Origin of the sequence: Micromonospora sp. DT15 (assembly GCF_049841475.1) — a bacterium.
Lineage (GTDB): Bacteria > Actinomycetota > Actinomycetes > Mycobacteriales > Micromonosporaceae > Micromonospora.
Genome location: NZ_JBNCKJ010000001.1, coordinates 410,208 through 433,951, shown reverse-complemented (window position 1 = coordinate 433,951; position 23,744 = coordinate 410,208). Strand labels below are relative to the sequence as shown.

Annotated in this window: 26 protein-coding genes; 15 read left to right on the top strand and 11 right to left on the bottom strand. The window is 71.9% G+C overall.

The genetic code is table 11. From position 1 onward, the window contains the following. Nucleotides 1-653: 653 nt before the first annotated feature. Together ACLQ3F_RS01990 and ACLQ3F_RS01985 are read left to right on the top strand one after the other, a co-directional pair. Complete coding sequence (locus ACLQ3F_RS01990) at nucleotides 654-2,258, top strand: RNA polymerase sigma factor (protein WP_355009337.1); 1,605 nt, start codon at nucleotides 654-656, stop codon at nucleotides 2,256-2,258. 245 nt (nucleotides 2,259-2,503) lie between these two features. Further along, on the top strand, nucleotides 2,504-2,737 hold the full coding sequence (locus ACLQ3F_RS01985; RefSeq protein ID WP_091402071.1) for a DUF7455 domain-containing protein: 234 nt from the start codon (nucleotides 2,504-2,506) through the stop codon (nucleotides 2,735-2,737). Between the two features lie 803 nt (nucleotides 2,738-3,540). Here ACLQ3F_RS01985 and ACLQ3F_RS01980 read toward each other — a convergent pair. The 3 genes from ACLQ3F_RS01980 to ACLQ3F_RS01970 form a co-directional block, all read right to left on the bottom strand. After that, nucleotides 3,541-5,274 carry a DEAD/DEAH box helicase gene (locus ACLQ3F_RS01980; RefSeq protein ID WP_425845435.1) on the bottom strand — a complete coding sequence of 578 codons (1,734 nt, stop codon included), beginning with the start codon at nucleotides 5,272-5,274 and terminating at the stop codon, nucleotides 3,541-3,543. A 190-nt stretch (nucleotides 5,275-5,464) separates the two neighbouring features. Beyond that, nucleotides 5,465-6,127, bottom strand: a complete 663-nt coding sequence (locus tag ACLQ3F_RS01975; protein ID WP_355009879.1) for a trimeric intracellular cation channel family protein — start codon at nucleotides 6,125-6,127, stop codon at nucleotides 5,465-5,467. A gap of 40 nt (nucleotides 6,128-6,167) precedes the next feature. Beyond that, on the bottom strand, nucleotides 6,168-6,386 hold the full coding sequence (locus tag ACLQ3F_RS01970; RefSeq protein ID WP_007456912.1) for a DUF3039 domain-containing protein: 219 nt from the start codon (nucleotides 6,384-6,386) through the stop codon (nucleotides 6,168-6,170). Between the two features lie 88 nt (nucleotides 6,387-6,474). On the opposite strand from ACLQ3F_RS01970, the gene ACLQ3F_RS01965 reads away from it, so the two are divergent. Together ACLQ3F_RS01965 and ACLQ3F_RS01960 are read left to right on the top strand one after the other, a co-directional pair. Continuing rightward, nucleotides 6,475-7,410, top strand: coding sequence for a pseudouridine-5'-phosphate glycosidase (locus tag ACLQ3F_RS01965; protein ID WP_357263499.1), 936 nt, complete (start codon nucleotides 6,475-6,477; stop codon nucleotides 7,408-7,410). After that, nucleotides 7,407-8,306 carry a carbohydrate kinase family protein gene (locus tag ACLQ3F_RS01960; protein ID WP_425845431.1) on the top strand — a complete coding sequence of 300 codons (900 nt, stop codon included), beginning with the start codon at nucleotides 7,407-7,409 and terminating at the stop codon, nucleotides 8,304-8,306. The genes ACLQ3F_RS01965 and ACLQ3F_RS01960 overlap by 4 nt, the downstream gene beginning before the upstream one ends. 54 nt (nucleotides 8,307-8,360) lie before the next feature. On the opposite strand, the gene ACLQ3F_RS01955 is transcribed toward ACLQ3F_RS01960, so the two are convergent. Continuing rightward, entirely contained in the window at nucleotides 8,361-8,720 is a 360-nt protein-coding gene (locus ACLQ3F_RS01955; RefSeq protein WP_357204619.1) for a DUF3099 domain-containing protein, read from the bottom strand. A gap of 104 nt (nucleotides 8,721-8,824) precedes the next feature. On the opposite strand from ACLQ3F_RS01955, the gene ACLQ3F_RS01950 reads away from it, so the two are divergent. Next, nucleotides 8,825-9,109, top strand: a complete 285-nt coding sequence (locus ACLQ3F_RS01950; protein WP_030489374.1) for a hypothetical protein — start codon at nucleotides 8,825-8,827, stop codon at nucleotides 9,107-9,109. A gap of 17 nt (nucleotides 9,110-9,126) precedes the next feature. Beyond that, the gene (locus ACLQ3F_RS01945; protein ID WP_124858894.1) at nucleotides 9,127-9,438 is read left to right on the top strand and encodes a hypothetical protein; all 312 of its coding nucleotides are present in this window, start codon (nucleotides 9,127-9,129) and stop codon (nucleotides 9,436-9,438) included. 28 nt (nucleotides 9,439-9,466) lie between these two features. Here ACLQ3F_RS01945 and ACLQ3F_RS01940 read toward each other — a convergent pair whose 3' ends face one another. After that, nucleotides 9,467-10,057 carry an HhH-GPD-type base excision DNA repair protein gene (locus tag ACLQ3F_RS01940; protein ID WP_425846156.1) on the bottom strand — a complete coding sequence of 197 codons (591 nt, stop codon included), beginning with the start codon at nucleotides 10,055-10,057 and terminating at the stop codon, nucleotides 9,467-9,469. Between the two features lie 95 nt (nucleotides 10,058-10,152). On the opposite strand from ACLQ3F_RS01940, the gene ACLQ3F_RS01935 reads away from it, so the two are divergent. Next, nucleotides 10,153-11,637: a DUF7059 domain-containing protein gene (locus ACLQ3F_RS01935; protein ID WP_357204621.1), complete on the top strand. Its 1,485-nt coding sequence runs from the start codon at nucleotides 10,153-10,155 to the stop codon at nucleotides 11,635-11,637. Further along, the gene (dtd, locus tag ACLQ3F_RS01930; protein WP_425845429.1) at nucleotides 11,637-12,059 is read left to right on the top strand and encodes a D-aminoacyl-tRNA deacylase; all 423 of its coding nucleotides are present in this window, start codon (nucleotides 11,637-11,639) and stop codon (nucleotides 12,057-12,059) included. Before ACLQ3F_RS01935 ends, dtd begins: the two co-directional genes overlap by 1 nt. 137 nt (nucleotides 12,060-12,196) lie before the next feature. Here dtd and ACLQ3F_RS01925 read toward each other — a convergent pair whose 3' ends face one another. Continuing rightward, on the bottom strand, nucleotides 12,197-12,985 hold the full coding sequence (locus ACLQ3F_RS01925; protein WP_357263508.1) for a sporulation protein: 789 nt from the start codon (nucleotides 12,983-12,985) through the stop codon (nucleotides 12,197-12,199). A 232-nt stretch (nucleotides 12,986-13,217) separates the two neighbouring features. Between ACLQ3F_RS01925 and sigB the strand changes: the two genes are divergently transcribed. From sigB to ACLQ3F_RS01905, 4 genes are all read left to right on the top strand, one after another. After that, entirely contained in the window at nucleotides 13,218-14,234 is a 1,017-nt protein-coding gene (sigB, locus tag ACLQ3F_RS01920) for an RNA polymerase sigma factor SigB (RefSeq protein WP_425845426.1), read from the top strand. 124 nt (nucleotides 14,235-14,358) lie between these two features. After that, nucleotides 14,359-14,736, top strand: coding sequence for an ArsR/SmtB family transcription factor (locus ACLQ3F_RS01915; RefSeq protein WP_425845422.1), 378 nt, complete (start codon nucleotides 14,359-14,361; stop codon nucleotides 14,734-14,736). Continuing rightward, entirely contained in the window at nucleotides 14,733-15,239 is a 507-nt protein-coding gene (locus ACLQ3F_RS01910) for an SRPBCC domain-containing protein (protein WP_425845420.1), read from the top strand. Before ACLQ3F_RS01915 ends, ACLQ3F_RS01910 begins: the two co-directional genes overlap by 4 nt. Continuing rightward, nucleotides 15,236-15,643 (top strand): VOC family protein, encoded by a 408-nt coding sequence (locus ACLQ3F_RS01905; RefSeq protein ID WP_425845418.1) that lies wholly within the window; start codon nucleotides 15,236-15,238, stop codon nucleotides 15,641-15,643. The genes ACLQ3F_RS01910 and ACLQ3F_RS01905 overlap by 4 nt, the downstream gene beginning before the upstream one ends. Nucleotides 15,644-15,653: 10 nt before the next feature. Here the strand turns inward: ACLQ3F_RS01905 and ACLQ3F_RS01900 are convergent, their stop codons facing one another. From ACLQ3F_RS01900 to ACLQ3F_RS01890, 3 genes are read right to left on the bottom strand one after another with little or no spacing between them, the layout of a single operon-like run. Further along, nucleotides 15,654-18,209, bottom strand: coding sequence for a GNAT family N-acetyltransferase (locus tag ACLQ3F_RS01900; protein WP_425845416.1), 2,556 nt, complete (start codon nucleotides 18,207-18,209; stop codon nucleotides 15,654-15,656). A gap of 13 nt (nucleotides 18,210-18,222) precedes the next feature. After that, nucleotides 18,223-19,404, bottom strand: coding sequence for an acetoin utilization protein AcuC (locus tag ACLQ3F_RS01895; RefSeq protein ID WP_425845413.1), 1,182 nt, complete (start codon nucleotides 19,402-19,404; stop codon nucleotides 18,223-18,225). A 48-nt stretch (nucleotides 19,405-19,452) separates the two neighbouring features. Continuing rightward, nucleotides 19,453-20,313: a sulfurtransferase gene (locus ACLQ3F_RS01890; protein ID WP_425845411.1), complete on the bottom strand. Its 861-nt coding sequence runs from the start codon at nucleotides 20,311-20,313 to the stop codon at nucleotides 19,453-19,455. A gap of 100 nt (nucleotides 20,314-20,413) precedes the next feature. Here ACLQ3F_RS01890 and ACLQ3F_RS01885 point away from each other — a divergent pair, with 100 nt between their 5' ends. Further along, the gene (locus ACLQ3F_RS01885; RefSeq protein ID WP_355009892.1) at nucleotides 20,414-21,103 is read left to right on the top strand and encodes a metal-dependent transcriptional regulator; all 690 of its coding nucleotides are present in this window, start codon (nucleotides 20,414-20,416) and stop codon (nucleotides 21,101-21,103) included. Nucleotides 21,104-21,122: 19 nt separating this feature from the next. Here the strand turns inward: ACLQ3F_RS01885 and ACLQ3F_RS01880 are convergent, their stop codons facing one another. After that, nucleotides 21,123-21,671 (bottom strand): hypothetical protein, encoded by a 549-nt coding sequence (locus tag ACLQ3F_RS01880; protein ID WP_425845408.1) that lies wholly within the window; start codon nucleotides 21,669-21,671, stop codon nucleotides 21,123-21,125. A gap of 98 nt (nucleotides 21,672-21,769) precedes the next feature. Continuing rightward, nucleotides 21,770-22,024, bottom strand: coding sequence for a DUF5522 domain-containing protein (locus ACLQ3F_RS01875; RefSeq protein WP_355009894.1), 255 nt, complete (start codon nucleotides 22,022-22,024; stop codon nucleotides 21,770-21,772). A gap of 138 nt (nucleotides 22,025-22,162) precedes the next feature. Here ACLQ3F_RS01875 and ACLQ3F_RS01870 point away from each other — a divergent pair, with 138 nt between their 5' ends. Next, nucleotides 22,163-22,726 (top strand): dihydrofolate reductase family protein, encoded by a 564-nt coding sequence (locus ACLQ3F_RS01870; protein ID WP_357197113.1) that lies wholly within the window; start codon nucleotides 22,163-22,165, stop codon nucleotides 22,724-22,726. A gap of 54 nt (nucleotides 22,727-22,780) precedes the next feature. Continuing rightward, nucleotides 22,781-23,722, top strand: a complete 942-nt coding sequence (locus ACLQ3F_RS01865; RefSeq protein WP_425845403.1) for a MerR family transcriptional regulator — start codon at nucleotides 22,781-22,783, stop codon at nucleotides 23,720-23,722. Nucleotides 23,723-23,744: the final 22 nt, after the last annotated feature.

Below are 23,744 nucleotides of genomic sequence, written 5' to 3'. Positions count from 1 at the left end.
TTCCGCACTCCGAGTGCATGTGGGTGGGTGAACTACCGACCCAGCCTCGGAAGATCATCGTTCCCGACGCCGTACGACGGCACCAGAGCAGGATCTTCGGCGCCGGAATCCGCTGCGAAGTGGGCGCACCGCACCGTCCTCGCAGCTTGACCGGCCGACCTCCGGCAATATGCCCCTTTCGGTTGGTAATGTCGCTTAAGTGCTTACCACCCCGTCCACGCTCGGCTCACAACCGATGCCCAACCGCGACCTGGTGAGGACGCCACCGGCCAGGCCGACAACGACCCCGGTGATCCACACGCGCGCCCTCGCAACCGCCACGTCGACCACGTACTGCCTGCTCAAACGGCAGTTCGGACACGTTCTGCGCGCCACCCGGCGCGACGACGGAAGCCCTTCGCCGGCCGCGCGGCTATCATTACCGCGAAGCCCATATCTCCACCCCACCGACGGTCCCCACCGGCGGTACGCGGTGCGGAGCAGGATGATCGCCGCAGACGGCGTTACAATTCACCCCTGCCCACGCGGCACGGACCGCCGACCACCGGCCGGACCGTGACACGAGGGTCCCTCAACCACATCGCCCGGCACGGTAACCCTCGCTGCGCTGGACGAACCCGCCGTGCCCGCTCTTCGCCTCCGGAAGGTCATTCGTGACAGAACCCCGCCAGCCCGGCGCCGACGTTCGCTCGCTCACCGACACCCTGATCGCCCACGCCCAGAGCGCCGGTGGTCAGCTCACGTCGGCTCAGCTCGCGCGCACCGTCGAGTCCGCCGAGGTGACTCCGGCCCAGGCCAAGAAGATCCTGCGGGCGCTCTCCGAGGCGGGAGTGACCGTCGTGGTGGACGGCTCGGCGAGCACCCGCCGCCGCGTCGCCGCGGCCCGCTCGACCACGCCCGCGTCCCGGGCCACCACCGCCAAGACCACCAAGAAGGCCGCCGCGCCGGCTCCGAAGCAGGCACCCGCCGGCGACGACGCCCCGGCGACGTCGGCCCCGCGCAAGGTGGCCGCTCGCAAGGCGACCGGCGCCGAGGCCGCAATGGCGACGCCGACGAAGGCGACCAAGTCGACCCGAGCCACCAAGGCGACGGTGGCAGCGGCTGCCGGGGCCAAGCCGACCAAGGCTGGCGGCAAGGCCAAGGGCGAGGGCGCCGAGGGCGAGATCGACCCGGAGGAGCTGGCCGCCGCGATCGAGGACGTGGTGGTCGAGGAGCCGGCCGAGCTGGCCCAGGCAGCCGAGACCGACGCCGCCGCCTCGGCGACCGACAACGACTTTGAGTGGGACGACGAGGAGTCCGAGGCCCTCAAGCAGGCGCGACGCGACGCCGAGCTGACCGCCTCCGCCGACTCCGTCCGGGCGTACCTGAAGCAGATCGGCAAGGTTCCGCTGCTCAACGCCGAGCAGGAGGTGGAGCTGGCCAAGCGGATCGAGGCCGGGCTCTACGCCGCCGAGCGACTGCGGGCCGCCGACGAGGGCGAAGAGAAGCTCGTCCGGGAGATGGTCCGTGACCTGGGCTGGATCTCCCGCGACGGCGAGCGGGCCAAGAACCACCTCCTGGAGGCGAACCTCCGACTGGTGGTGTCGCTGGCCAAGCGCTACACGGGCCGTGGCATGGCCTTCCTCGACCTGATCCAGGAGGGCAACCTCGGTCTGATCCGGGCCGTGGAGAAGTTCGACTACACCAAGGGCTACAAGTTCTCCACGTACGCCACCTGGTGGATCCGGCAGGCCATCACCCGCGCGATGGCCGACCAGGCCCGCACCATCCGCATCCCCGTGCACATGGTCGAGGTCATCAACAAGCTCGGCCGCATACAGCGTGAGCTGCTCCAGGACCTGGGCCGCGAGCCCACTCCGGAGGAGCTGGCCAAGGAGATGGACATCACACCCGAGAAGGTGCTGGAGATCCAGCAGTACGCTCGGGAGCCCATCTCACTGGACCAGACCATCGGTGACGAGGGCGACAGCCAGCTCGGCGACTTCATCGAGGATTCCGAGGCCGTCGTCGCCGTCGACGCCGTCTCGTTCTCGCTCCTGCAGGACCAGCTCCAGCAGGTGCTGCAGACGCTTTCCGAGCGTGAGGCGGGTGTGGTACGTCTGCGCTTCGGCCTGACCGACGGCCAGCCGCGGACGCTCGACGAGATCGGCCAGGTCTACGGGGTGACCCGGGAGCGGATCCGGCAGATCGAGTCCAAGACGATGTCCAAGCTGCGTCACCCGTCCCGGTCGCAGGTCCTCCGGGATTACCTGGACTGAGCGGGTTTCGTCAACCGAACGTGTCGTTTTGACCACCTGGTGTGCAACACCAGATGGTGATCGTCCGGATGCACGAATGTGATCGTTGACGTGGCACCCTGGGTGCACGGCACACTGTCCCTTCCAGGTGTGACCTCGGTCCCCCGCGGGCACACAGGGAAGGCAGTGCCTAGTAAGGGTGTTGCACGATAGGTGAGCAACGACCGAAGAGATTGTTCATCGGTGACGACCAGAGGAGGAAGGCGATGACCCCGACCCTCACGCCGCCGCCCGTCACGGCGGCTCCCCCAGCCGCCGATGAACGGTGCGACCGCTGCAATGCTGCCGGGAAGCTCCGGATCACTCTGGCGGGTGGGAGCGAGTTGGTGTTCTGCGGGCACCACGCGAACAAGTACGCGGAGGATCTCGTGAAGATCACCGAGCGGTTCGCAACGGAGCCCGATTTCAGCTGGCGTGGCGCCGATCTGATGGCGAACTAAATCCGCAAACCGACATAGCTGACCGGAGGCACCCCGAGGGTGTCTCCGGTCAGCTCTTTCTGTCTGGACACCCCCGCGCCCCGCGCCCCGCGCCCCGCGCCCCGCGCCCCGCGCCCCGCGCCCCGCGCCCCGCGCCCCGCGCCCCGCGCCCAAGATCCGAGCAACTACCCCGATGCTGCTGCCTCCGACACGCCGGAGACAGCAACATCCCTGATCCTGCGCAGATCTCGACGACGAACGCCGCCCCTGGGGAGACCGAAACCCCGGTTTTGGCACCCCCGGCCACCAAGATCGCACTCGAACCAGGATGTAGTGGCCACGGAACGCCGGGAAGCCACTAGAACCAGGATGTTGCGCGATCTTGAGATCGAGACGCCCGCACAGGGGCATCCATAGCCGTTCCGGGCAGGCAAGCCGCAGCACCAGCCAGGCCTACGGCAGCACCAGCCAGGCCTCCGTTGATCCACTCGGGTTCCTTGAAGTCGCGCTTTCCACCTCGGTCGAACCCCGCGTCTTCAAGGAAGCCGAGTGGATCACGGCGCAAGCACGGACAACGGCCCCACGCTTCTTCACGCCCTTGCCGTCGAGCAGCACGCCCAGCAGCCGTCGGGCCGCCGGGCCGAGCCGCGCCGGGCCTGGATCTGCGCCGGGCCGGGACCTGCGGGGGTACGGGCGCAGCCGACCGGCCACCGGGCCCGCACCGGGCCGGGATCTGCGCCGGGCCGGGCCCGCGCCGGGCCGGGACCTGCGGGGGTACGGGCGCAGTCGACCGGCCACCGGCCCGCCACGGCCGGCCGGCAGGTCTAGAGGGTCTGCACGGTGGCGATGCGTTCCTCAAGCTGCTCGATGGTGGCCTGGGCGCTCGGCGGCCCGCCGCAGAGCCGGCGCAGCTCGGCATGGATCTTGCCGTGCGGCTGGCCGGTGCGGTGGTGTCGGGCGGCCACCAGAGCGTTCAGTTGGCGCCGGAGCGCCACGCGACGCTGGGCGGCGCTCATGGGTGCGGGCGGCGCTGCCGTGGCCGCAGCGGCCGGCTGAGCGGCCCCGTCGACCGTACGACGGCGCTGGGCGGCGAGCTGTGCGGCTTGCCGCTTGGTGAGCAGCAGCGAAACCTGGTCGGCGGTGAGCAGACCGGGCAGGCCGAGGTATTCCTCCTCCTCGGGGGTGCCGGCCTGGGCCGCGGTGCCGAACGACGCGCCGTCGAAGATCACCTGGTCCAGCTCGGCGGTGGCCGAGAGCGCCGCGAACCGCTTCTCCAGTTCCCCGCTGGCCTGGTCGTCGCGCTGCGCGCGTTCCAGCAGGTCGTCGTCGAGACCGTCGGCTTCCTTGGGTTTACCGAGTACGTGGTCGCGCTCGGTCTCCATCTCGCTGGCCAGCCCGAGCAGGTGCGGCACGCTGGGCAGGAACACCGACGCGGTCTCCCCGGGCCGGCGGGCCCGCACGAACCGGCCGATCGCCTGGGCGAAGTACAGCGGCGTGCTGGCGCTGGTGGCGTAGACCCCGACTGCCAGTCGTGGGATGTCGACCCCCTCGGACACCATCCGCACCGCGACCATCCATCGCTGGTCGGACGCCGCGAACGTCGCGATCCGCGCGGACGCGCCCTGGTCGTCGGAGAGCACCACGGCGGCCTTCTCACCGGTCACCTGCTCGATGAGCTTGGCGTAGGAGCGGGCGGTCTGCTGATCGGTGGCGATGATCAGACCACCGGCGTCGGCCATGCCCGCGTTGCGCAGCACCGTGAGTCGGGCGTCGGCGGCCCGCAGCACCTGCGGCATCCAGTCGCCGGCCGGGTCCAGGGCGGTACGCCACGCCTGGGCCACCAGGTCCTGGGTCATCGGCTCGCCCAGCCGGGCAGCCAGCTCCTCCCCCGCGTTGGTACGCCAGCGGGTCTCCCCGGAGTACGCCAGGAAGAGCACCGGCCGGACCACCCCGTCGCGCAGCGCGTCGGAGTAGCCGTACACCGAGTCGGCGCGGGAGCGCAGCAGCCCGTCCCCGCCCCGCTCGTAGCTGACGAACGGGATCGGGTTGTCGTCGGAGCGGAACGGTGTCCCGGTGAGCATCAGCCGGCGTACGGCGGGTTCGAAGGCGTTCTTCACCCCGTCGCCCCAGGAGCGGGAGTCGCCGGCGTGGTGGATCTCGTCGAGGATGACCAGGGTGCGTCGGGTCATGGTGCGCCGTCGGTGCACCTGCGGGGCCATCCCCACCTGCGCGTAGGTGATCACCGCGCCGTGGAAGTCGGCCGAGGAGTGCAGGTCGGCGTTGCGGAAGGCGGCGTCGAGTTGGATGCCCACCCGGGCCGCCGCGTCTGCCCACTGGCTCTTCAGGTGCTCGGTCGGGGCGACCACAGTGACCGCCTCCACGGTGCCGTCACCGAGCAACTCGGCCGCGATCCGCAGGGCGAAGGTGGTCTTGCCGGCGCCGGGAGTGGCGACCGCGGTGAAGTCCTCGGTACGGCGACGCAGGTATTCCACCATCGCCTTGCGCTGCCAGGCGCGTAGCGCGGGGAACGTCTCGAGCACCGGCGTCCGGGCTGCCACGCGAAGCTCCTCTCCGACCGCACGATGGCGGACCCCGGGCGAGGGCCACGAGGATCCGCCGCCCATGAAAACGCCTCCGCGCAGAAGCTGCCGCGAAGGCCGACTCAGCATAACCAGCACGGGCCGTCGGGCCCAGGCGACGCCACGCTGGTCACAATCCCGCACCCGAGCGAACAGCGGCCCGACCGTCTCACCATTCCCGGTCGGTGCGTGGATCCGCCCCGTCGGCGCGCGGCGGGCGCAGCGTCGCCACCGGCGCGGACCAGCGTCGACGCAGCGCGATCAGGCGCAGCCCGAAGACCAGGACGGCGGCGGCGGTGAGCGGGACGGGCCCGGTCTGCCCGGTGACGTACAGCAGCACCACCAGGATCGAACCGGCCAGCGCGGCCAGCGCGTAGATCTCCCGGCGCAGCACGACCGGGATCTCGGCGGTGAGCAGGTCGCGGCCAAGCCCGCCGCCGATGGCGGTGAGCATGCCGATCAGGCAGGCCCCGACCGCCGGCACCCGGGCGTCGAGCGCCTTGAGCGTGCCGGTGACGGTGAACAGCGCCAGGCCGGCCGCGTCCAGCACCAGCACTGTGGTGCGCAGTCGGGCCAGCTGCGGGTGCAGCCAGAAGACGGCGAGCGCGGTGATCGCGGCAGTGGCCGCGTACCGCCAGTCGGCGAAAGCCAGCGGCGGCACCTCGTCGATGACCAGGTCCCGCAGGATCCCACCGCCGAGGGCGGCGACGAAGCCGACGAACGCGACACCGAACAGGTCCAGTCGCTTGGCCACCGCCGCCGAGGCCCCGGACGCGGCGAACACCGCCACCCCGGTCAGGTCGGCGAAGAGCAGGGCGGTGGAGGTGGTCACCGCCGCAGGCTACGTCGCCGGCCAGAGCACCGGCCGGGGTTCACTCACGGTACGAGTCGTAGATCTCCTTGCACTTGGGGCAGACCGGCGAACCCGGCTTGGCCGCCTTGGTGACCGGGAAGGTCTCGCCGCAGAGAGCGACGACGAAAGTGCCCATGACGGCGCTTTCGGCGATCTTCTCCTTGCGGACGTAATGGAACATCTCGGGACCGGTGTCGGCGTCCTTCAGCTCCGGACGCTCGAGAACCTCTGTGCTCACGTCTACACCTCCGACGGACAAGTTTGGCAGGTCATCACGGCCGGGTCCACTTGAGCCCGGCGGGGGCCCCACCCCGTACGGTGCCCGTGTGACTGACTTTCGCATCAGCTACGGCACCGAGGTGGCCGAAGCCCAGCGCGACGGCCGACCCGTCGTCGCCCTGGAGAGCACCATCGTCTCGCACGGGCTTCCCCGACCGGAGAACCTGCGCGTGGCCAGGGAGATCGAGCGGACGGTTCGGGAGGCCGGGGCCGTTCCGGCGACGATCGGCATGATCGCCGGTGAGCTGGTGGTCGGCCTGGACGACGCACAGCTGACCCGGCTGGCCACGGTCGACGGCGTGACCAAGCTCTCCGTCCGCGACCTCGCGGTCGCCGCCGCGACCGGCGCGGACGGCGCGACCACCGTGGCCGCCACCAGTGCGGTGGCCGCCGCCGCCGGCATCGGCGTGTTCGCCACCGGCGGACTGGGTGGGGTGCACCGGGAGGCCGAGCACACCTTCGACGAGTCGGCGGACCTGGTCACCCTGGCGCAGACCCCGATCGCTGTGGTCTGCGCCGGGGTCAAGTCGATCCTCGACGTGGGCGCGACGCTGGAGCGACTGGAGACCCTCGGGGTCGCTGTCGTCGGTTACCGCACCCGCCGGTTCCCCGGCTTCTACCTGACCGACGCCGGCTTCGACCTGGACTGGTCGGTGGACTCGCCGGAGCAGGTCGCCGCCGTGCTCGCCGCCCGGGACGAACACGCCGTGCACACCGGCGGGCTGCTCATCGCCAACCCGCTGCCGGTCGACGAACAGCTCGACCCGGAGTTGCACGACCGGACTCTCACCGAGGGCCTGGCCCTGCTGGAGCGGGACGGGATCACCGGAAAGGCCGTCACCCCGTACCTGCTCGCGCACTTCCACTCGGCAACCGAGGGCGCGAGCCTGGCGGTGAACGTACGGATCATCCTGCGCAACGCCGACCTGGCCGCGCGGATCGCGGTCGCCTCGGTGGCCCGCGGCACCGCCGTCCCGGCATGACCCGACCGGCCCGGGTGGTCGTCGTCGGGGACGTGATCACCGACGTGGTCGCCGTGTTGTCCGGACCGCTGGCTGCCGGCTCGGACACCGGGGCCGCCATCAGCCTCGGTGGCGGCGGTCAGGCGGCCAACACCGCCGCCTGGATCGCCGCGCAGCGGGTGGACGTCACGCTCGTGGGGGCCGTCGGTGACGACGACGCCGGGCGGGACCGGGTGGCCGAGCTGGAACGGGCCGGCGTCGACTGCGCCATCGAGCGGATCGACGGCGCCCCGACCGGCACCGTCATCGTGTTGGCCGCCGACGACGAGCGCACCATGGTCAGCCAGCGGGGCGCGAACCTGCGGTTGAGCGCCGCGCACGTCGAGCAGGCCCTCGCGGCGGTGCCCGACGCCGGGCATCTGCACCTGTCCGCGTACACCCTGTTGGACGCTGAGTCGCGCGGCGCGGGGCTGCGGGCGTTGGCCTCCGCCCGCGAGCGCGGGCTCACCATCAGCGTCGACGCAGCCTCCGCGGCGCCGTTGCGGCGGGTCGGCGCGGCGGTGTTCCTGAGTTGGGTACGCGACATCGACCTGCTCCTGGTCAACGCGGACGAGGCCACGGTGCTGGCCGGCGGCCTGGACCCGGCGGCGCAGGGGCGGGTGCTGTCGGCGACGGCTCGACGGGTGGTGGTGAAGCGCGGTGCGGCCGGCGCGGTCTGGGTGGATCGCACCACGCCGGTCTGCGTGGCTCCGGCCAACCGGGTGGCGGTGGTGGACGTCACGGGCGCGGGCGACGCCTTCGCGGCCGGTCTGCTCACCGCGTGGCTCGCCGGTGCCACTCCGACCGCGGCACTGGGTCGCGCCACCGACCTGGGCGCGCTGGCCGTCTCCACCGCCGGGGCTCGGCCACAGGCGTAGCGCGGCCGGCGCGCGGCCACCGCCCGGCTGCTCGAACCCTGGCCCGTTCGCGGGTCAGGGTTCGGCGTCGATGACCTTGTGTGGGCGCTCCTCGGCGGTGAGGCTCATCGGCGGGGTGTCGTCCTGCTGACGGCGGTGGAACCGGTTGGCCAGCCGGTGCTCTTCCTTCGGCGGCCGGTCGTTGGCCAGCAGCACGGCCAGCCAGGGGATGAGCACCATGCCCAGGGCGCACAACGGCAGCCAGAGCCAGAGCAGTGGGGCGTTCGCACCGACCAGGATCGCGCCGACGATGATGCAGGCCACCCGGATGCCCATCATCAGGACATAGCGGCGCTGACGGCTGTTGAGCTGATCACCCTGGCTGCGCGAGGCGTCGGTGATCAGAATCGGCTGGTACGCCTGACGCTTCACCATGGACCTCCTCGAGGGGGTTACGCCTCATCCTGTCACCGCAGGTCCGTGATCAGCGAACTTCGTCTCATCCCGCCAGGTGTTACGCGCGTGGTACGCTCCGCGATGTGGGCAGCAGGTTCAGCTTCACCGACGAGGCGTTGGCCAACCTGAGGGTCTACGACGTCACACCCGGGGAAGTCTGGGAGGCGCTGCACAGCGCCCGACGGGTCATCCGTCATCTGGGTGACGACGTGATGGTGGTCTACGCCGCCGCCCGTCGGGGCCGCAGGCTGGCGGTGCTGCTCGCCGAGGCCGATGGCACCGACAACGACTGGGACATTCTCTCCGCCCGCGAGTTGAGCGACGTCGAGTCCAAGCGCTACGACGAGGCCGTGCGGAGATCTCGGTAGATGAGGAGGCCGTGACGATGCACCGTAACGACGCGACCAAGCAGTTCCACGGCGGCGGCGAACGAATCGCCGAGCTGATCGACGAGAGCCCGGCGGCGGAGCTGCCCACCCCCGACAGCGACGTGCCGATGGTGAGCCGCTCGGTGCGGCTGCCACTGGACACCTACGAGCGGGTCCGCGCTGCCGCCGACGCCCGGGGCATCGGGGTCACCACGCTGATGCGCCAGTGGATCGAGGCCGGCCTGGCCGACCTGGACGATTCGGCGACCGTGTCGCTGGCCGACGTCCGGCGCGCGCTGGCCTCGCTGGCGCACCCCACCGCCGCCTGAGCAGACCACCCCTCACCAGGCCGGTTGGTCAGCCGCCGGCGGTCTTCGCCTTGGCCGCCGCCTTCATCTGCTGCTTGAACTCCCGCACCCGACGCAGCGAATCGGCGTCGGTGACGTCGGCCACCGACCGGTAGGCGCCCGGATCGCCGTAGTCCCCGGCCGCCTTCCGCCAGTCCTGCGGGGTCACCCCGAACCGCTTGCCGAGCAGGGCCACGAAGATCTGCGCCTTCTGCTTGCCGAAGCCGGGCAGCGCGGAGACCCGGCGCAGCAACTCCGGCCCGTCGGCGACCTCGGCCCAGAGCAGCGCAGCGTCACCGTCGTACCGCTCCACCAGCACCTGGCAGACCTCCTGCACCCGGGCCGCCATGGCCTTGGGAAACCGGTGCAGCGCGGGCGGCTGGGCGAAGAGCGCGACCAGGGCCTCCGGGTCGTACCCGGCCATCTCCGCCGCGTCCAGCTCGTGGCCGAGCCGCTGCGCCAGCACGTACGGCGAGGAGAACGCCTTCTCCATCGGCACCTGTTGGTCCAGGACCATGCCGAGGAGCAGGGCCAGTGGGCTGCGCTCCAGCAGCCGGTTCGCTTCGGGGTCGATGGGCAGCACGAGCGTCATGCCGACCATCCTGCCCGGCGCACCGACCCGGGCGGACACCGACGCTCCGACACCTTCCGGCGGGTGACGCTGACCCGCGACGCGACGGAAGGCAGGATGTCGGGGTGGACGAACACGACATGCTGCTCTCCCCCGCCGGTGTCGACGCGCTGCGCACCGCGCTGACCCGGACCGGTTTCACCAGCCACGGCATCGCCGAACGGCTGGGCGCGCAGGCGACCGCGGCGGTCGCCCGCAACGACTACCGGGCCGCGCTGCGCGCCACCGAGGACGGCGACCCGCTCGGCACCCTGATCCGGGTGTTCATCTGCGACCAGACCGAGCCGGAGGAAGCGGTGGCCGCCGCGCTGACACCGCTGAGCCTGGCGGAGGCCCTCGCTGGCGGGCTGGTCGAGCGGTACGGCGACGGCCTGCGCGCCGGCGTCGACCTGGAGCCGTACGGCGAGGACTGGTGGGTGCTCGCCGACGTGCCGGCCAGCGCCCGCCCGGGTCGCCCGTTGCACGCCGAGCACGTCCTCGGGATCGGGGGAGCCACCCACACGCTGATCGGCGCGACCGTGCGCCGACCGGTCGGCACCGCGCTGGACCTGGGCACCGGCTCCGGCGTCCAGGCCCTGCACCTGGGCACGCACGCCGACTCGGTGACCGCCACCGACCTCTCCGAGCGGGCGCTGCGCTTCGCCGCGACCACCGCCGCCCTCAACGGTCAGAACTGGGAGCTGCTCCGCGGCGACCTGGTCGCCCCGGTGGCCGGTCGGCGGTTCGACCTGGTGGTGAGCAACCCACCGTTCGTGGTCGGCCCGGGCACCACCACGCACGTGTACCGCGACTCCGGCCGGGTCGGTGACGCGATCGGCGCGGAACTGGCCGCCGCCGCCCCGGGCCTGCTCACCGACGGCGGCACCATGCAGTACCTGGCCAACTGGGTGCACGTCGCCGGCGAGGAGTGGGACGAGCGGGTGGCCGGCTGGTTCGCCGGGACCGGCCTGGACGCCTGGGTGATCCAACGCGAGGTGGCCGACCCGATGGCGTACGTCGACCTGTGGCTCACCGACGCCGCCGAGACCGCCGACCCGCAGCGGATGGCCGCCTGGCTGGACTGGTTCGACGCGCACAAGGTGGAGGGCATCGGCTTCGGCATCGTGTCGCTGCGTCGTGGCGGGCATGCCGACCCGGTGGTCCGGGTGGAGGATCTGCGCCAGCAGGTGCAGCCGCCGCTGGGCGATCAGGTCGCCGCCTGGTTCGACCGCCAGGACTTCCTCCGGGTACGGGACACCGAAGCGTTGCTCGCCGAGCGCTACCGGGCCGCCGAGGGCCTCCAACTGCGACAGGAGGCCACCATGGGCGACGAGGGCTGGGGGGTGGACCGTCAGGTCCTCGCGATGCCGCACGGCCTGCGTTGGACCGAGGAGATCGACCCGCTGGTACTGGCCCTGGTCGGTGGCGCGGACGGTCGGCTGCCACTGCGTGACCAGCTCGCCCTGCTCGCCGCCGCGCACGACGTCGAGCCCGACGAGATGGCCGAGGCTGCCGGCCCGATCGTGGCGCACCTGGTGGAGCGCGGCTTCATCGAGCCGGTGAACGCCTGATGCGGGCGGTGGTGCAGACCGTCGGGCGGGCCAGCGTGACGGTGGACGGTGAGGTGGTCGGTGCGATCGAGAACGGCCTGCTGGTGCTGCTCGGCGTGACCCACACCGACACCGCGGAGACGGCTCAGACGATGGCCCGCAAGGTGCACGAGGTACGCATCCTGGACGGGGAGCGGTCCGCCGCCGACATCGGCGCGCCGATCCTGGTGGTCAGCCAGTTCACCCTCTACGGCGACGCCCGCAAGGGCCGCCGACCGAGCTGGTCCGCCGCCGCCCCCGCCGAGGTCGCCGAGCCACTGGTGACAGCGGTGGTCGACGCCCTCCGCGAACGAGGAGCGAAGGTGGAGACCGGTCGCTTCCGCGCCCACATGGTGGTGGAAAGCACCAACATAGGCCCCCAAACCCTCCTCCTAGACCTCTAACCCCACCCCGGCCCACCCCACCCCGCCCCGCCCTGCCCCGCCCCGCCCCGCCTCCGTTGATCATGAAGTTGTTGCCCTTCGCCTCGGCGTGTCGGGGCAATAACTTCATGATCAACGCGCAAAAAAAGGGGGTGAGGTTAGGAGAAGAGGCCTCGGCGGGTCAGGGACTGGCGGAGCCAGTTGTCGAGTTCGACGGTCCAGTCGGTGCGGTCGGCGGTGGCGTGGTCGACAGTGAACCGACCGAAGGCGTCCCGGCCCTCCGTGAAGACGCCGCCGCGCTTGTCGACCTCCAGCACCACCTGCATCTGCTGGGCGTCGGCGATGAAGGTGACCTCCAACTGGTTGATCGAGCGGGCGTACTGCGGCGCCGGGCTGAACTCGATCTCCTGGTAGAACGGCAACGTCTGGCGTACGCCGTAGATGTGACCGCGCTCCACATCGGCGCGTGCGAACCGGAATCCCAGCCGCAGCAGCGCGTCCAGCAGTCGCTCCTGCGCCGGCAGTGGGTGCACCGACACGGCGTCCAGGTCCCCCTTGTCGACCGCGCGGGCGACCTCCAGCTCGGTACGCAGGCCCATCGTCATCCCGTGCAGGTGCTGCCCGCACAGCTCGGTGACCGGTGTCTCCCACGGCACGTCGAAGCGGAACGGGAGGTCGTAGCGCTGCCCCGGCTCCAGCCGGAACGCGCCGGTGACCTGCTGGCGGTGGAACTCCTGAGTGGTGTCGTAGTCGTTGTCACCGCTCTCCACCTCGACCCGGGTGACCAGGCCGAGGGTGACGTGGTCGATGTCGACCTGGTGGTCGCCGCCCAGCACCTGGATCCGGCCCTCCAACTGGCCGCCCGGGCGGCAGTTCGGGTTGGCCAGCACCGTCTCCACCGACGGACCACCGACGCCCATCGCCTTCATGAGCCGCTTGAAGACCACACCGTCCTCCAACTGTCGTTTCCGGCTGGCCAGAGGTGGCCGGCCGTCCGCAACGTAACCGGGGCGGGCAACCACACACTTCGACGACACACCGCACCAGCGATCTGACGCGATTCCTGTCGGGTGCCCGATCGCCTCACTCCCGTTTTACGCCCCGCCCGCCAAGCTGTTGTCACACCGGCACCACTGGGCCGGGAACACGGCACCGACGTGGAAACGGGGAGAGACAGAGATGGTCCTGCAGATGACGGAATACCGGACGCGCCCGGCCACCACGACCGAAACTGACGGGGCCCCCGAGGCCCTCGTCGACCTGGACGCCACCGACGAGCGCGGCATCTCCACCGACCTGGTCCGGGCCTACCTCAACGGCATCGGCCGGACGAAGCTGCTGACCGCCGCGCAGGAGGTCGACCTGGCCCGGCGCATCGAGGCCGGCCTGTTCGCCGACGAGAAGCTGGCCACCTGCACCCCGGTCTCCGCGGAGCTGCGAGCCGATCTGGAGCTGATCGTCGCCGAGGGTCGGGCGGCCAAGGACCACCTGTTGGAGGCGAACCTGCGGCTGGTGGTCAGCATCGCCAAGCGCTACACGGGCCGTGGCATGGCGTTTCTCGACCTGATCCAGGAGGGCAACCTCGGTCTGATCCGGGCCGTGGAGAAGTTCGACTACGCCAAGGGCTACAAGTTCTCCACGTACGCCACCTGGTGGATCCGGCAGGCCATCACCCGCGCGATGGCCGACCAGGCCCGCACCATCCGCATCCCCGTGCACATGGTCGAGCAGGTCAACCGGATGGTCCGGGCCCGCCGCGAACTGGCGGTGACGCTGGGCCGCGAACCGACTGTCGCCGAGGTGGCCCGCGCGCTGGAGGTCCCCGAGCTCCAGGTCATCGAGCTGATCTCCTACGACCGGGAGCCGGTCAGCCTGGACCAGGCCGTCGGCGACGACGGTGAGAGCGCGCTCGGTGACTTCGTGGCCTCGGTGGACCCGCGCACCGAGCCGGGCGACGCCGCCGCCCAGGGCGAGCTGCGCAACGAGGTCAGCATCGTGCTCTCCACCCTGTCCCAGCGGGAACAGGCGGTCATCCGCCTCCGGTTCGGCCTGGACGACGGCCGTCAGCGCACCCTGGACGAGGTCGGTCGGGAGTTCGGCCTGTCCCGGGAGCGGATCCGGCAGATCGAGAAGGTGACGCTGCTGAAGCTGCGCGCCCCGGAGCGGGCTCAGCGCCTGGAGGCGTACGCCTGCTGACGCACCCGGTTCCCACGGAAGGCCCCGGCGGTTCGCCGGGGCCTTCCGTGCTGTCACGGTGCTTGACCGGCGTCACCATCCACGGTAGAAACCGTTTGGTTATAGAACCAGGAGGTTATACGTGGTGGGCACCGAATTGCTGGACGCGACCTTCGCGGCGCTGGCCGACCCGACTCGGCGGGCAATCCTCGCCCGACTCGCGGCTGGGGAGGCGACCGTGACGGAGCTGGCAGCACCCTTCGCGATGAGCCAGCCGGCCATCTCCAAGCACCTCAAGGTGCTGGAACGCGCGGGGCTCGTCAGCCGGGGACGGGACGCCCAGCGCCGACCCTGCCGCCTGGAGGCCCGACCGCTGCGGGAGGCGACAGCCTGGCTCGCCGACTACCGCGGCTACTGGGCGGAGAGCTATCAGCGCCTCGACGCGCTACTCGGCGAACTCCAGGCAGCAGACCAACCCGACTCCGCCCGTCGACGCTCCCGACCAAACGAGTCGCACGGGTGAGCGGCGTCGATGACCCGCTCGTCGTCCATACCTCGGGCGACCGGGAGATCGTGTTGAGTCGGCTGTTCGAGGCACCGGCGCACCTGGTGTTCGCGGCCTTCACCCAACCCGAACTGCTGGTTCGGTGGTACGGCGCGCGCGGCTGGCGGCTGACGGAGTGCGATGTCGACCTGCGGGTGGGCGGGCGGTGGCGGTTCGTGTCGCAGGGTCCGGAGGGCGCGCAGATGGTCCAGGCTGGGGTCTACCGGCAGATCGAGCCACCGCACCGTCTGGTCTACACCGAGCTGTTCGACGACCAGTCCTACCCGGGCGAGACGCTGGTCAGCCACGAGATCACCGAACTGGCCAGTCAGACGACGGTCACCACCACGCTGCTCTACGCCACCGCGAAGGGGCGGGACACCGTGCTGCGCTACCCGATGGCGCGAGGCGTCGGGCAGAGCTTCACCCGACTGGCCGACCTGCTGCACTCAACAACGACGTCAGGGAGAGAGCACCCATGAACTGGACACTCGAAGTGGTGATCGTGCCGGTCTCGGACGTGGACCGGGCGAAGAAGTTCTACGCCGAGCAGCTCGGCTTCACTGTGGACCACGACACCGTGATCAGTGACGACGCGCGCATCGTCCAGCTGACGCCGCCCGGCTCGGGCTGCTCGGTCGTGATCGGCAAGGGCGTCGTCCCGGAGATGCCTCCCGGCTCACTCAAGGGCCTGCAACTGGTGGTGCCCGACCTGAAGCGGGCCTACGAGGAGCTGGTCGAACGGGGTGTGGAGGTCAGCGAGATCCAGGTGGTCGGTCAGAACCCCCGGCCGGTGCCGGATCCACTGGACAACGTGGGCTTCGTCTTCTTCGCCGACCCGGACGGCAACACCTGGGGCGTCCAGCAGATCTCCAGCCGCGCCTGACCGGGCGCGCTCACAGGCGGCGGGGGCCGGTGTCCGGGCGGGCGACCACGCCACCCACCCCCACCTGCGCGTGCAGGACCGAGATGCCGTCCGGGCGGGCGAGCACCGGGTTGAGGGTCAGCGAGCGCACCCGGGGTTGTTCGTCGGCGAGCTGACCCACCCGTAGCAGCAGATCGGCCAGGGCCGCCCGGTCGACCGGTGCGGCTCCCCGGTGCCCGCGCAGCAGCGGCGCCGCCCGAGGCTCGTCGACCAGTTCGGCCGCGTCGGTGTCGGTCAGCGGCACCGCCCGCCACGCCCGATCGCCGAGCAGCTCGGTGGCGACCCCGCCCAGGCCGAAGCCGACCACCGGCCCGAACGCGGGGTCTTCCACCACCTCCACCACGCAGGCCACGCCGGGCGGGACCATCGGCTGCACCAGCGCGTCCGCGCCGAAGGTCGCCGCCAGGTCGGTGTACGCCCGGCGGAGGGTCGGCTCGTCGGGCAGGTCCAGCCGGACCGCGCCGAGGTCGAGTCGGTGCCGCAACCCGGGAGCGGCAGCCTTGAGCGCAACCGGGAAGCCCAGCCGCGCCGCCGCGTCGACAGCAGCGTCGACCGAGTCGACAGACACCGAGGCCACCACGTCGATGCCGTACGCGGCCAGCAGCGCACCCGGGTCGGTGCCGTCGGCTCGCAGCGCGGCCTGCGCGGCGGCCCGATCAACGTCGGGCAGCTCCGGTGCCACCCCGGGTGGGCGGCGGAGCCATTCGGCGTACCGGTGGGCGCGGGCGAGCGCGTGGACCGCCTCCTCCACGCCGCCGTACGCCGGCACCCCCGGTGGCAGCCGCCCGACCAGGAACGTCGCCACTGTCGGCTTGCCCAACGCGAGGGCGGCCGGCAGCGCGGCGGTCACGTCGGCGTCCACCTCGGTCAGCTGGCCGGGAAGCGGCGGGGCGAAGACCACCACCAGGGCGTCCACCCGTTCGTCGGCGGCCGTCTCGGCGAGCGCGGCGGCGAACTCGGCGGCACCGGCGCTCGGCCCGACGTCGCGGGGGTATCCGTCGGCCACGCTCAGCCCGTGCCCGACGCAGGCGGTCGCGGCGAGCCCGGTGAGGGCCGAGGAGTTGCCGACCACACCGACCCGGCCGCCGGCCGGCAACGGCTGGTTGGCCAGCAGCACACCCACGTCGAGCAGCTCCGGCACGGTGTCCACCCGAATCACCCCGGACTGGGCGAAGAGCGCCGCCACCGCCACCTCGTCCGGCCCGACGGCGTCACCGACCCCGGGCGGCCGGGCCGGCGAGGCGAGCGCGACCACCGGTTTGGCGCGGCCGATCCGCCGGGCCAGCCGGGCGAACTTGCGCGGGTTCCCGAACGTCTCCAGGTAGAGCATGATCACGTCGGTGCCACTGTCGTCCTGCCAGTACTGCAGGAGGTCGTTGCCGGAGACGTCGGCCCGGTTGCCGGCCGACACGAAGCTGGACAGCCCGAGGCCCCGCCGGTCCGCCTCGGCAAGCAACGCCACCCCGAACGCACCGGACTGACTGAAGATGCCGACCCGCCCGGCCGGCGGCAACGCCGGGGCGAGAGTGGCGTTGAGGCGTACCGTCGGGTCGGTGTTGGCCACGCCCAGGCAGTTCGGGCCGACGACCCGCATGCCGGCCGCGTGCGCCGCGCGGACCAGCGCCCGCTGGGTGGCCGCGCCCTCGCCGCCGGCCTCGGCGAAGCCGGCCGAGATGACCACCAGGCCGTGCACCCCCGCGGCGGCGGCGTCGGCGACCACAGCGGTCGCCGCCTCCGGTGGGACCGCCACCACCGCCAGGTCCACCGGCGCGCCGGCAGCAACAGCCGACGGGTACGCGGGGAGGCCCGCCACTGTCGACGCGCTCGGATGCACCGGCACCACCGCACCGGTGAACCCGCCGTCGCGCAGGTGCCCGAGCACCGCCGCGCCGACGCCCTGGCCGGTGGCGCTGGCACCGTAGACGACGATGCCGCGCGGGGCGAGCAGCCGGGCGATCGATCGTGCCTCGGTGCGGTGCTCCCGGCCGCGCTGCACCTCCAGGCTGGCCTCGGTGGGCGCGATGGGGAAGCTCAGGTGGACCACGCCGTCGGCGTACTCGCGCTGGACCTGGTAGCCGAAGTCGGCGAAGACCCGCAGCATCGTCCCGTTGGCCGGCAGCACCTCCGCGACGAAGCTCATGATGTCGTTGCGGCGGGCCGCGTCGGCCAGGTGCTCCATCAGCACCGAGCCGATCCCCCGCCCCTGGTAGGCGTCCTCCACCACGAAGGCCACCTCCGCCTCGGGGGCCTGCGGGCCGAGCCGCTCGTACCGACCGACCGCGACGATCTGGTCGGCGGCCAGCACCACGAACGCCTCCCGGTCGTGGTGGTCCACTGTGACGAAACGGATCAGATCCCGTTCCGGGATGCGTGGGTACGGCGAGAAGTACCGCAGGTAGCGGGTGCGCTCGGAGAACCGGCTGTGCATCGCCACGATGCCCGGCGCGTCGGCCGGGTCGATCGGTCGCAACTGGACAGTGCTGCCATCGCTGAGCAGCACGTCGACCGGCTGGTCCAGACTCGTCACCGAACGGCCCGGCTCAGTCCCGCGGATCGTGCGGGTCGAGCCCGAGCAGCGGGAAGACCGTCTTGCGGGTGGCTGCGATCGCCCGGTCCACCGCGTTCGGCTCGCCGGTCGGCTGCCACGGCTCGTACGACGGGTCGGCGTCGTCGGTCATCCGCAGCGGCACCTCCCGGCCCAGACCTCGGGAGGTGACCAGGTCCCGCCACGCGGGTGGGATGAGCGTGGCCGGGTCGATCGGGTCACCGGTGGCCACTGCCAGCAGGTGACTCCAGGCCCGGGGCACCACCTCGACGAGCGCGTACCCGCCGCCGCCGGTGGCCACCCACCGGCCGTCGCACAGCTCGTCGGCGAGCGCCCGCAGCGCCAGGTAGGTGGCCCGCTGCCCGTCCACCGTCAGGTTGAGATCGGCGAGCGGATCCAGCCGGTGGCCGTCGGCGCCACACTGGCTGACCAGCACCTGCGGCTTGAACGCGCGCAGCACCGACGGCACTGTCGCGTGGAACGCGCGCTGCCAGCCGCTGTCGTCGACACCCGGCGGCAACGGCATGTTGACGGCGGTGCCCTGCGCACCCGGCCCACCCGTCTCGTCCGGGAAACCCGTGCCCGGGAAGAGCGCCAGCGGGGTCTCGTGCAGGCTGACCGTCAGCACCCGCGGGTCGTTCCAGAAGATGTCCTGCACGCCGTCGCCGTGGTGCACGTCGACATCCACGTACGCGACCCGCTCGGCGCCCAGGTCGAGCAGGCGGGCGATGGCCACCGCGGGGTCGTTGTAGACACAGAAGCCGGAGGCTCGGGCGGCCATCGCGTGGTGCAGCCCACCGGCCACGTTCACCGCCCGCCGGGCGTCGCCGCGCCAGACCGCCTCGGCGGCGGCAACCGTCGCGCCGACGATGAGCGCGCTGGACTCGTGCATACCCTCGAAGACCGGGTTGTCGGAGGTGCCCAGCCCGTACCCGGCGAAGAGCGGGTCGCGCGGCGCGTTGCGCACCGCGGCGAGGTAGGCCGGCGCGTGCACCCGGGTGAGCAGGGCGTCGTCGGCGGGCTCCGGCTTGACCATCCGCACCCCTGGCCGATTCAGGATGCCCAGCTCGCGGGCGAGCGCGATGGTCAGCTCCACCCGGACCGGGTCGAGTGGATGGTCACCCATGTCGTAGGCGAGCAGCGACTCGTCCCACACCACCACAGTGTCGTCGGACATGAGCCCATCGTCGCACGAGGATCGGCGCGGGCCCACCGCACGCGCTGGTCAGCGGCCGGGTGTCGACCCCGAGGCGACCGGTCGGGCCGGGTCCGCCACCCAGTTGCTCCACGATCCAACGTAGAGCGCGGCGTCCGTCCGGCCGGCCAGGTGCAGCGCCAGCACCGCCTGGGCGGCGGTCACCCCCGAGCCGCAGTACGCCCCGACGGCCCGCCCCTCGGTCACCCCGGCGGCGGCGAACCGCTCACTCAGCACGTCGGCGGCCAGGAAACGGCCGTCCGGCCCGACGTACTCCCCGGCGGGCAGGTTCGCCGCTCCCGGCACGTGCCCGGCCACCGGGTCGATCGGCTCGACCTCGCCCCGGTAGCGGGGCGCCGCCCGTACGTCGAGCAGCACGGCATCGTCCGCGGCGGCCAACGCGGCGGCCTGCCCGGCGTCGAGCACCGGGAGATCCCCGGGGCGCACCACGATGTCACCGGGCGGTGGGGCGGGCGCGTCGGTGGAGACGGGGCGGCCGGCGGCGACCCAGGCCGGATAGCCACCGTGCAGCAGGCGCACCGGCCGGTGGCCGGCCCAGCGCAGCGTCCACCAGGCCCGCGAGGCGGCCATGCCGTCGCCGCCGTCGTACACCACCACGGGGTGACCGGCGCGGACGCCGGCGGCCCGCAGAGCCGCCTGCAACGCTGCCGGGTCGGGCAACGGGTGCCGGCCGCCGACGCCCGGCACCCCACAGAGCGCGGTGTCCAGGTCCACGAAGACGGCCCCCGGCAGGTGGCCGGCGAGGTAGTCGTCGTGCCCGGGCGGGCCGATGAGCCGCCAGCGGACGTCGAGCAGGGTGGGCGGGTCGACCTGGTCGAGCTCGGCGGCGAGCCGGTCGACCTCGACCAACGGCTCCTGGGTACCGGACATGGCGACATCCAACACCATTCGGCGGGACGGCATGCGGTTCGGCGACGGTCGTCGGCCGTTCACCCGAGGTACCATCGTGCACCGGAGGGCCGCTGACGTTATGAAGTCTCACGACCTGGTCGACACGACCGAAATGTACCTGCGCACCATCCTCGAACTCGAAGAGGAGGGGGTGCCACCGCTGCGTGCCAGGATCGCCGAGCGGCTACGACAGAGCGGCCCCACAGTGAGCCAGACCGTCGCCCGGATGGAGCGCGACGGCCTGCTCACCGTCGAGGGTGACCGACACCTCACGCTCACCGCGCTGGGTCGCGGCTCGGCCGTTTCCGTGATGCGCAAGCACCGCCTCGCCGAGCTGCTGCTGGTCAACGTCATCGGGATGCCCTACGAGGAGGCCCACGAGGAGGCCTGCCGCTGGGAGCACGTGATGAGCGACGCGGTGGAGAAGCGGGTCTACGACCTGCTCAACCGGCCGACCCGCTCCCCGTACGGCAACCCGATCCCGGGTCTGGAGGAGCTGGGCTCCCCCGAGGCGGAAGCAACCGAGGCCGCCGAGGGTGAGCGCAACCTGGCCTTCCCCGGCCTCTCCGGGCCGGTGGTCGTCCGCCGGATCTGCGAGAGCGTGCAGACCGACGGCGACGTGCTGCGTCAGCTGCACGCCGCCGGTGTCGACCCGGGCGCCACCGTGACAGTGGCCCAGGAGCGCGACGGGGTGTCGATCGACCGCTCCGGTGACCGGGTGCGGCTGCCCCGCGAGGTCGCCTCCCGGGTCTTCGTCGCCGCCAACTGATCAACCGGGCATCCGGGCGTCACAACGCCCGGGTGTCCACCTTTTTCGCCAACGCGGTCAGGCCACCGGTCAGCTTCTCCGCCGCCGAGCGCTCACTGCCACGGGCAGTGGTCCAACTCACCGTGGCCAGCCTTCCGTCGCCGGCCAGCCAGCCGACTTCGGCGACCGGCCCGTGCCCGCTCGCCGCCGCGGTGGTCCGCTTGTACGCCTGTTGACCCAGCCCGGTGACCTTCGCCGCCTTGTCCGGCACCACGTCCGCGCCGAAGGTGGTCTTGTCGATCGTGGTCTCGGTCACGCTGAGCGCCAACTCCGGCAGAGTGGCACCCGCGGCCCGCACCACACAGGTGTGGGTGTCGCCCTGCTCGCTGGCCGCCGCCACGTCGAAGCGGACCTTCACCACCTGCTCGATCACCGCGAAGTCCAGCAGACGGCAGGCGCCGCCCGAGGAGGCCGCCGCCACGTCCACCGCGATCGGCACCGGCGGCGGCACCGCCACCGGTTCCGCCTCGTCGGCGCACCCGCTCACCAGCAGCCCGGCCAGCCCGGCGACCATGATCCGCCCGCGCACGTTCCACCCTCTCGCCGACCGACGGCGGAAGGCGCCCGCCAGGTGTCCGTCGGACACCGTACGGGGTGTCGGTGTCGGGCGAAAGCCCCCGCTGACGCCTATTCCGACGGTGGATCGTCCACGTACGGACAGTGCCGGCAGCCGCGCCCGCAGCACGTGCCACGACGGGCCAGGAAGCCGGCGCTGAGCACGAACAGCCCGCTCGCCGGGTCAAGGTAACCAGCCTCACCGGCGGCCAACGCGGCGGTGTGCGCGGCGAGGATCCGGGCCCGGTCGGGGTGCTCCGGGGACAGCCGGGAGGGGTGCGGCTCGGTGAGCGGCCGGCCGGCCAGGGGTTTCCGCTCTTCGCTCACCGCAGCAGTCTAGGGACGGTGCGGTGTCGGCCTCCCGCTGCCTGGAATCCGGCGACATGCCCCGGCGTGGTCGCGTTTCGTCGTACGGTCCGACGACGATCGAGGTCGACAACCATCGAATCCTACGGAGGAGACGCGATGCGGAAGATCGTTGTGCAGATGAGCCTGTCGTTGGACGGGTTCTTCGAAGGCCCGGGTGGCGACATCAGTTGGCACCAGGTCGACGAGGAGTTGCACCAGCACTTCAACGACGTGATCGCCCCGATGGGCGGGTTCCTCAACGGCCGGGTCAGCTACGAGCTGATGGCCGCCTACTGGCCGACCGCCGATCAGGACCCGACCGCCAGCGGCCCGGAGCGCGAGTTCGCCCGGATCTGGCGGGACATGCCAAAGATCGTCTATTCGCGCACCCTCGACCACGCCGACTGGAACTCCACAGTCGTGCGCGAGGTCGACGTCGAGCAGGTCCGCAAACTCACCGCCGAACCGGGCGGCGACCTGGCGCTCGGTGGGGCCGACCTGGCCGCGACATTCGCCCGACACGACCTGATCGACGAGTACCGGATCTACGTTCACCCGGTGCTTGTCGGTCGGGGCCGCCGACTCTTCCCCGACGCCGAGACCCCGACCGGTCTACGGCTGGTGGAGAGCCGCGTCTTCGGCAACGGCGTGGTCCTGCTCCGCCACCAGCGGGTCCGCTGACCGATGAGCGCAGCTGCTTGAGTCTCCACCGGGGGGAGGCGCGAGGGTGGGGGCATGAGCGGGGAGACGCGTCACACGATCGGCGAGCTGGCCCGACGGACCGGCCTGAGTGTCAAGACCATCCGGTACTACGCCGACAGCGGGATCGTGCCGCCGACCGATCGGAGCCCGGCCGGCTACCGGCGGTACGGCCCGGCGGCCGTGGCCCGGTTGGAGCTGGTCCGGACGTTGCGTGACCTGGGCCTGGACCTGGCCACCATCCGGCGGGTGGTCAACGACGAGGTGCCCCTGCACGAGGTGGCCGCCGCGCACGCCGAGGCGTTGGCCGTGCAGATCCGGGTGCTGCGGCTGCGCCAGGCGGTGCTCACCGTCGCGGCGAAACGCGGGTCGGGCCCGACCGAGGTGGATGAGCTGCACCGGCTGGCCCAGCTCAGCACCCGCGAACGCGGGCAGTTGGTGGCGGAGTTCCTGGACGGCGTATTCGCCGGCCTCGGCGACCAGACCGCGTACCAGGGTGTGATCGTCTCCATGACACCGGAGCTTCCCGACGACCCGAGCACTGAGCAGGTCGAGGCGTGGCTGGAGCTGGCCGAGTTGTGCCGGGACCGGGAGTTCCGGGCCCGGATGCGACGGCTCGCGCGGCAGCACGCCGCCGACCACGACATGCCGGGGCTGCCCCGCCCGGACGCCGTCGCGCTGGTCCGGGACGCGGTGGCACCGGCCCTCGCGGCCGGTCTCGACCCGACCAGCCCGGACGCCGGTCCGGTGGTCGCGGCCGTCACCAACCGGTACGCGAACCTGCACGGTCACTCCGACGAGGCCGACCTGCGTCAGCGGTTGCTCGACCGGCTGGTGCCTGCCAACGACCCCCGCCGGGACCGCTACCTCGACCTGTTGGCGGTGCTCAACGGCTGGTCGACAGGCGATGCGACGACGCCTGCGGTGGACTGGTTCATCCGGGCCCTGCGCCACCGGATGCCCGAGCCGGCCCGCTGAGCTGACCGGGTCGAACCAACGG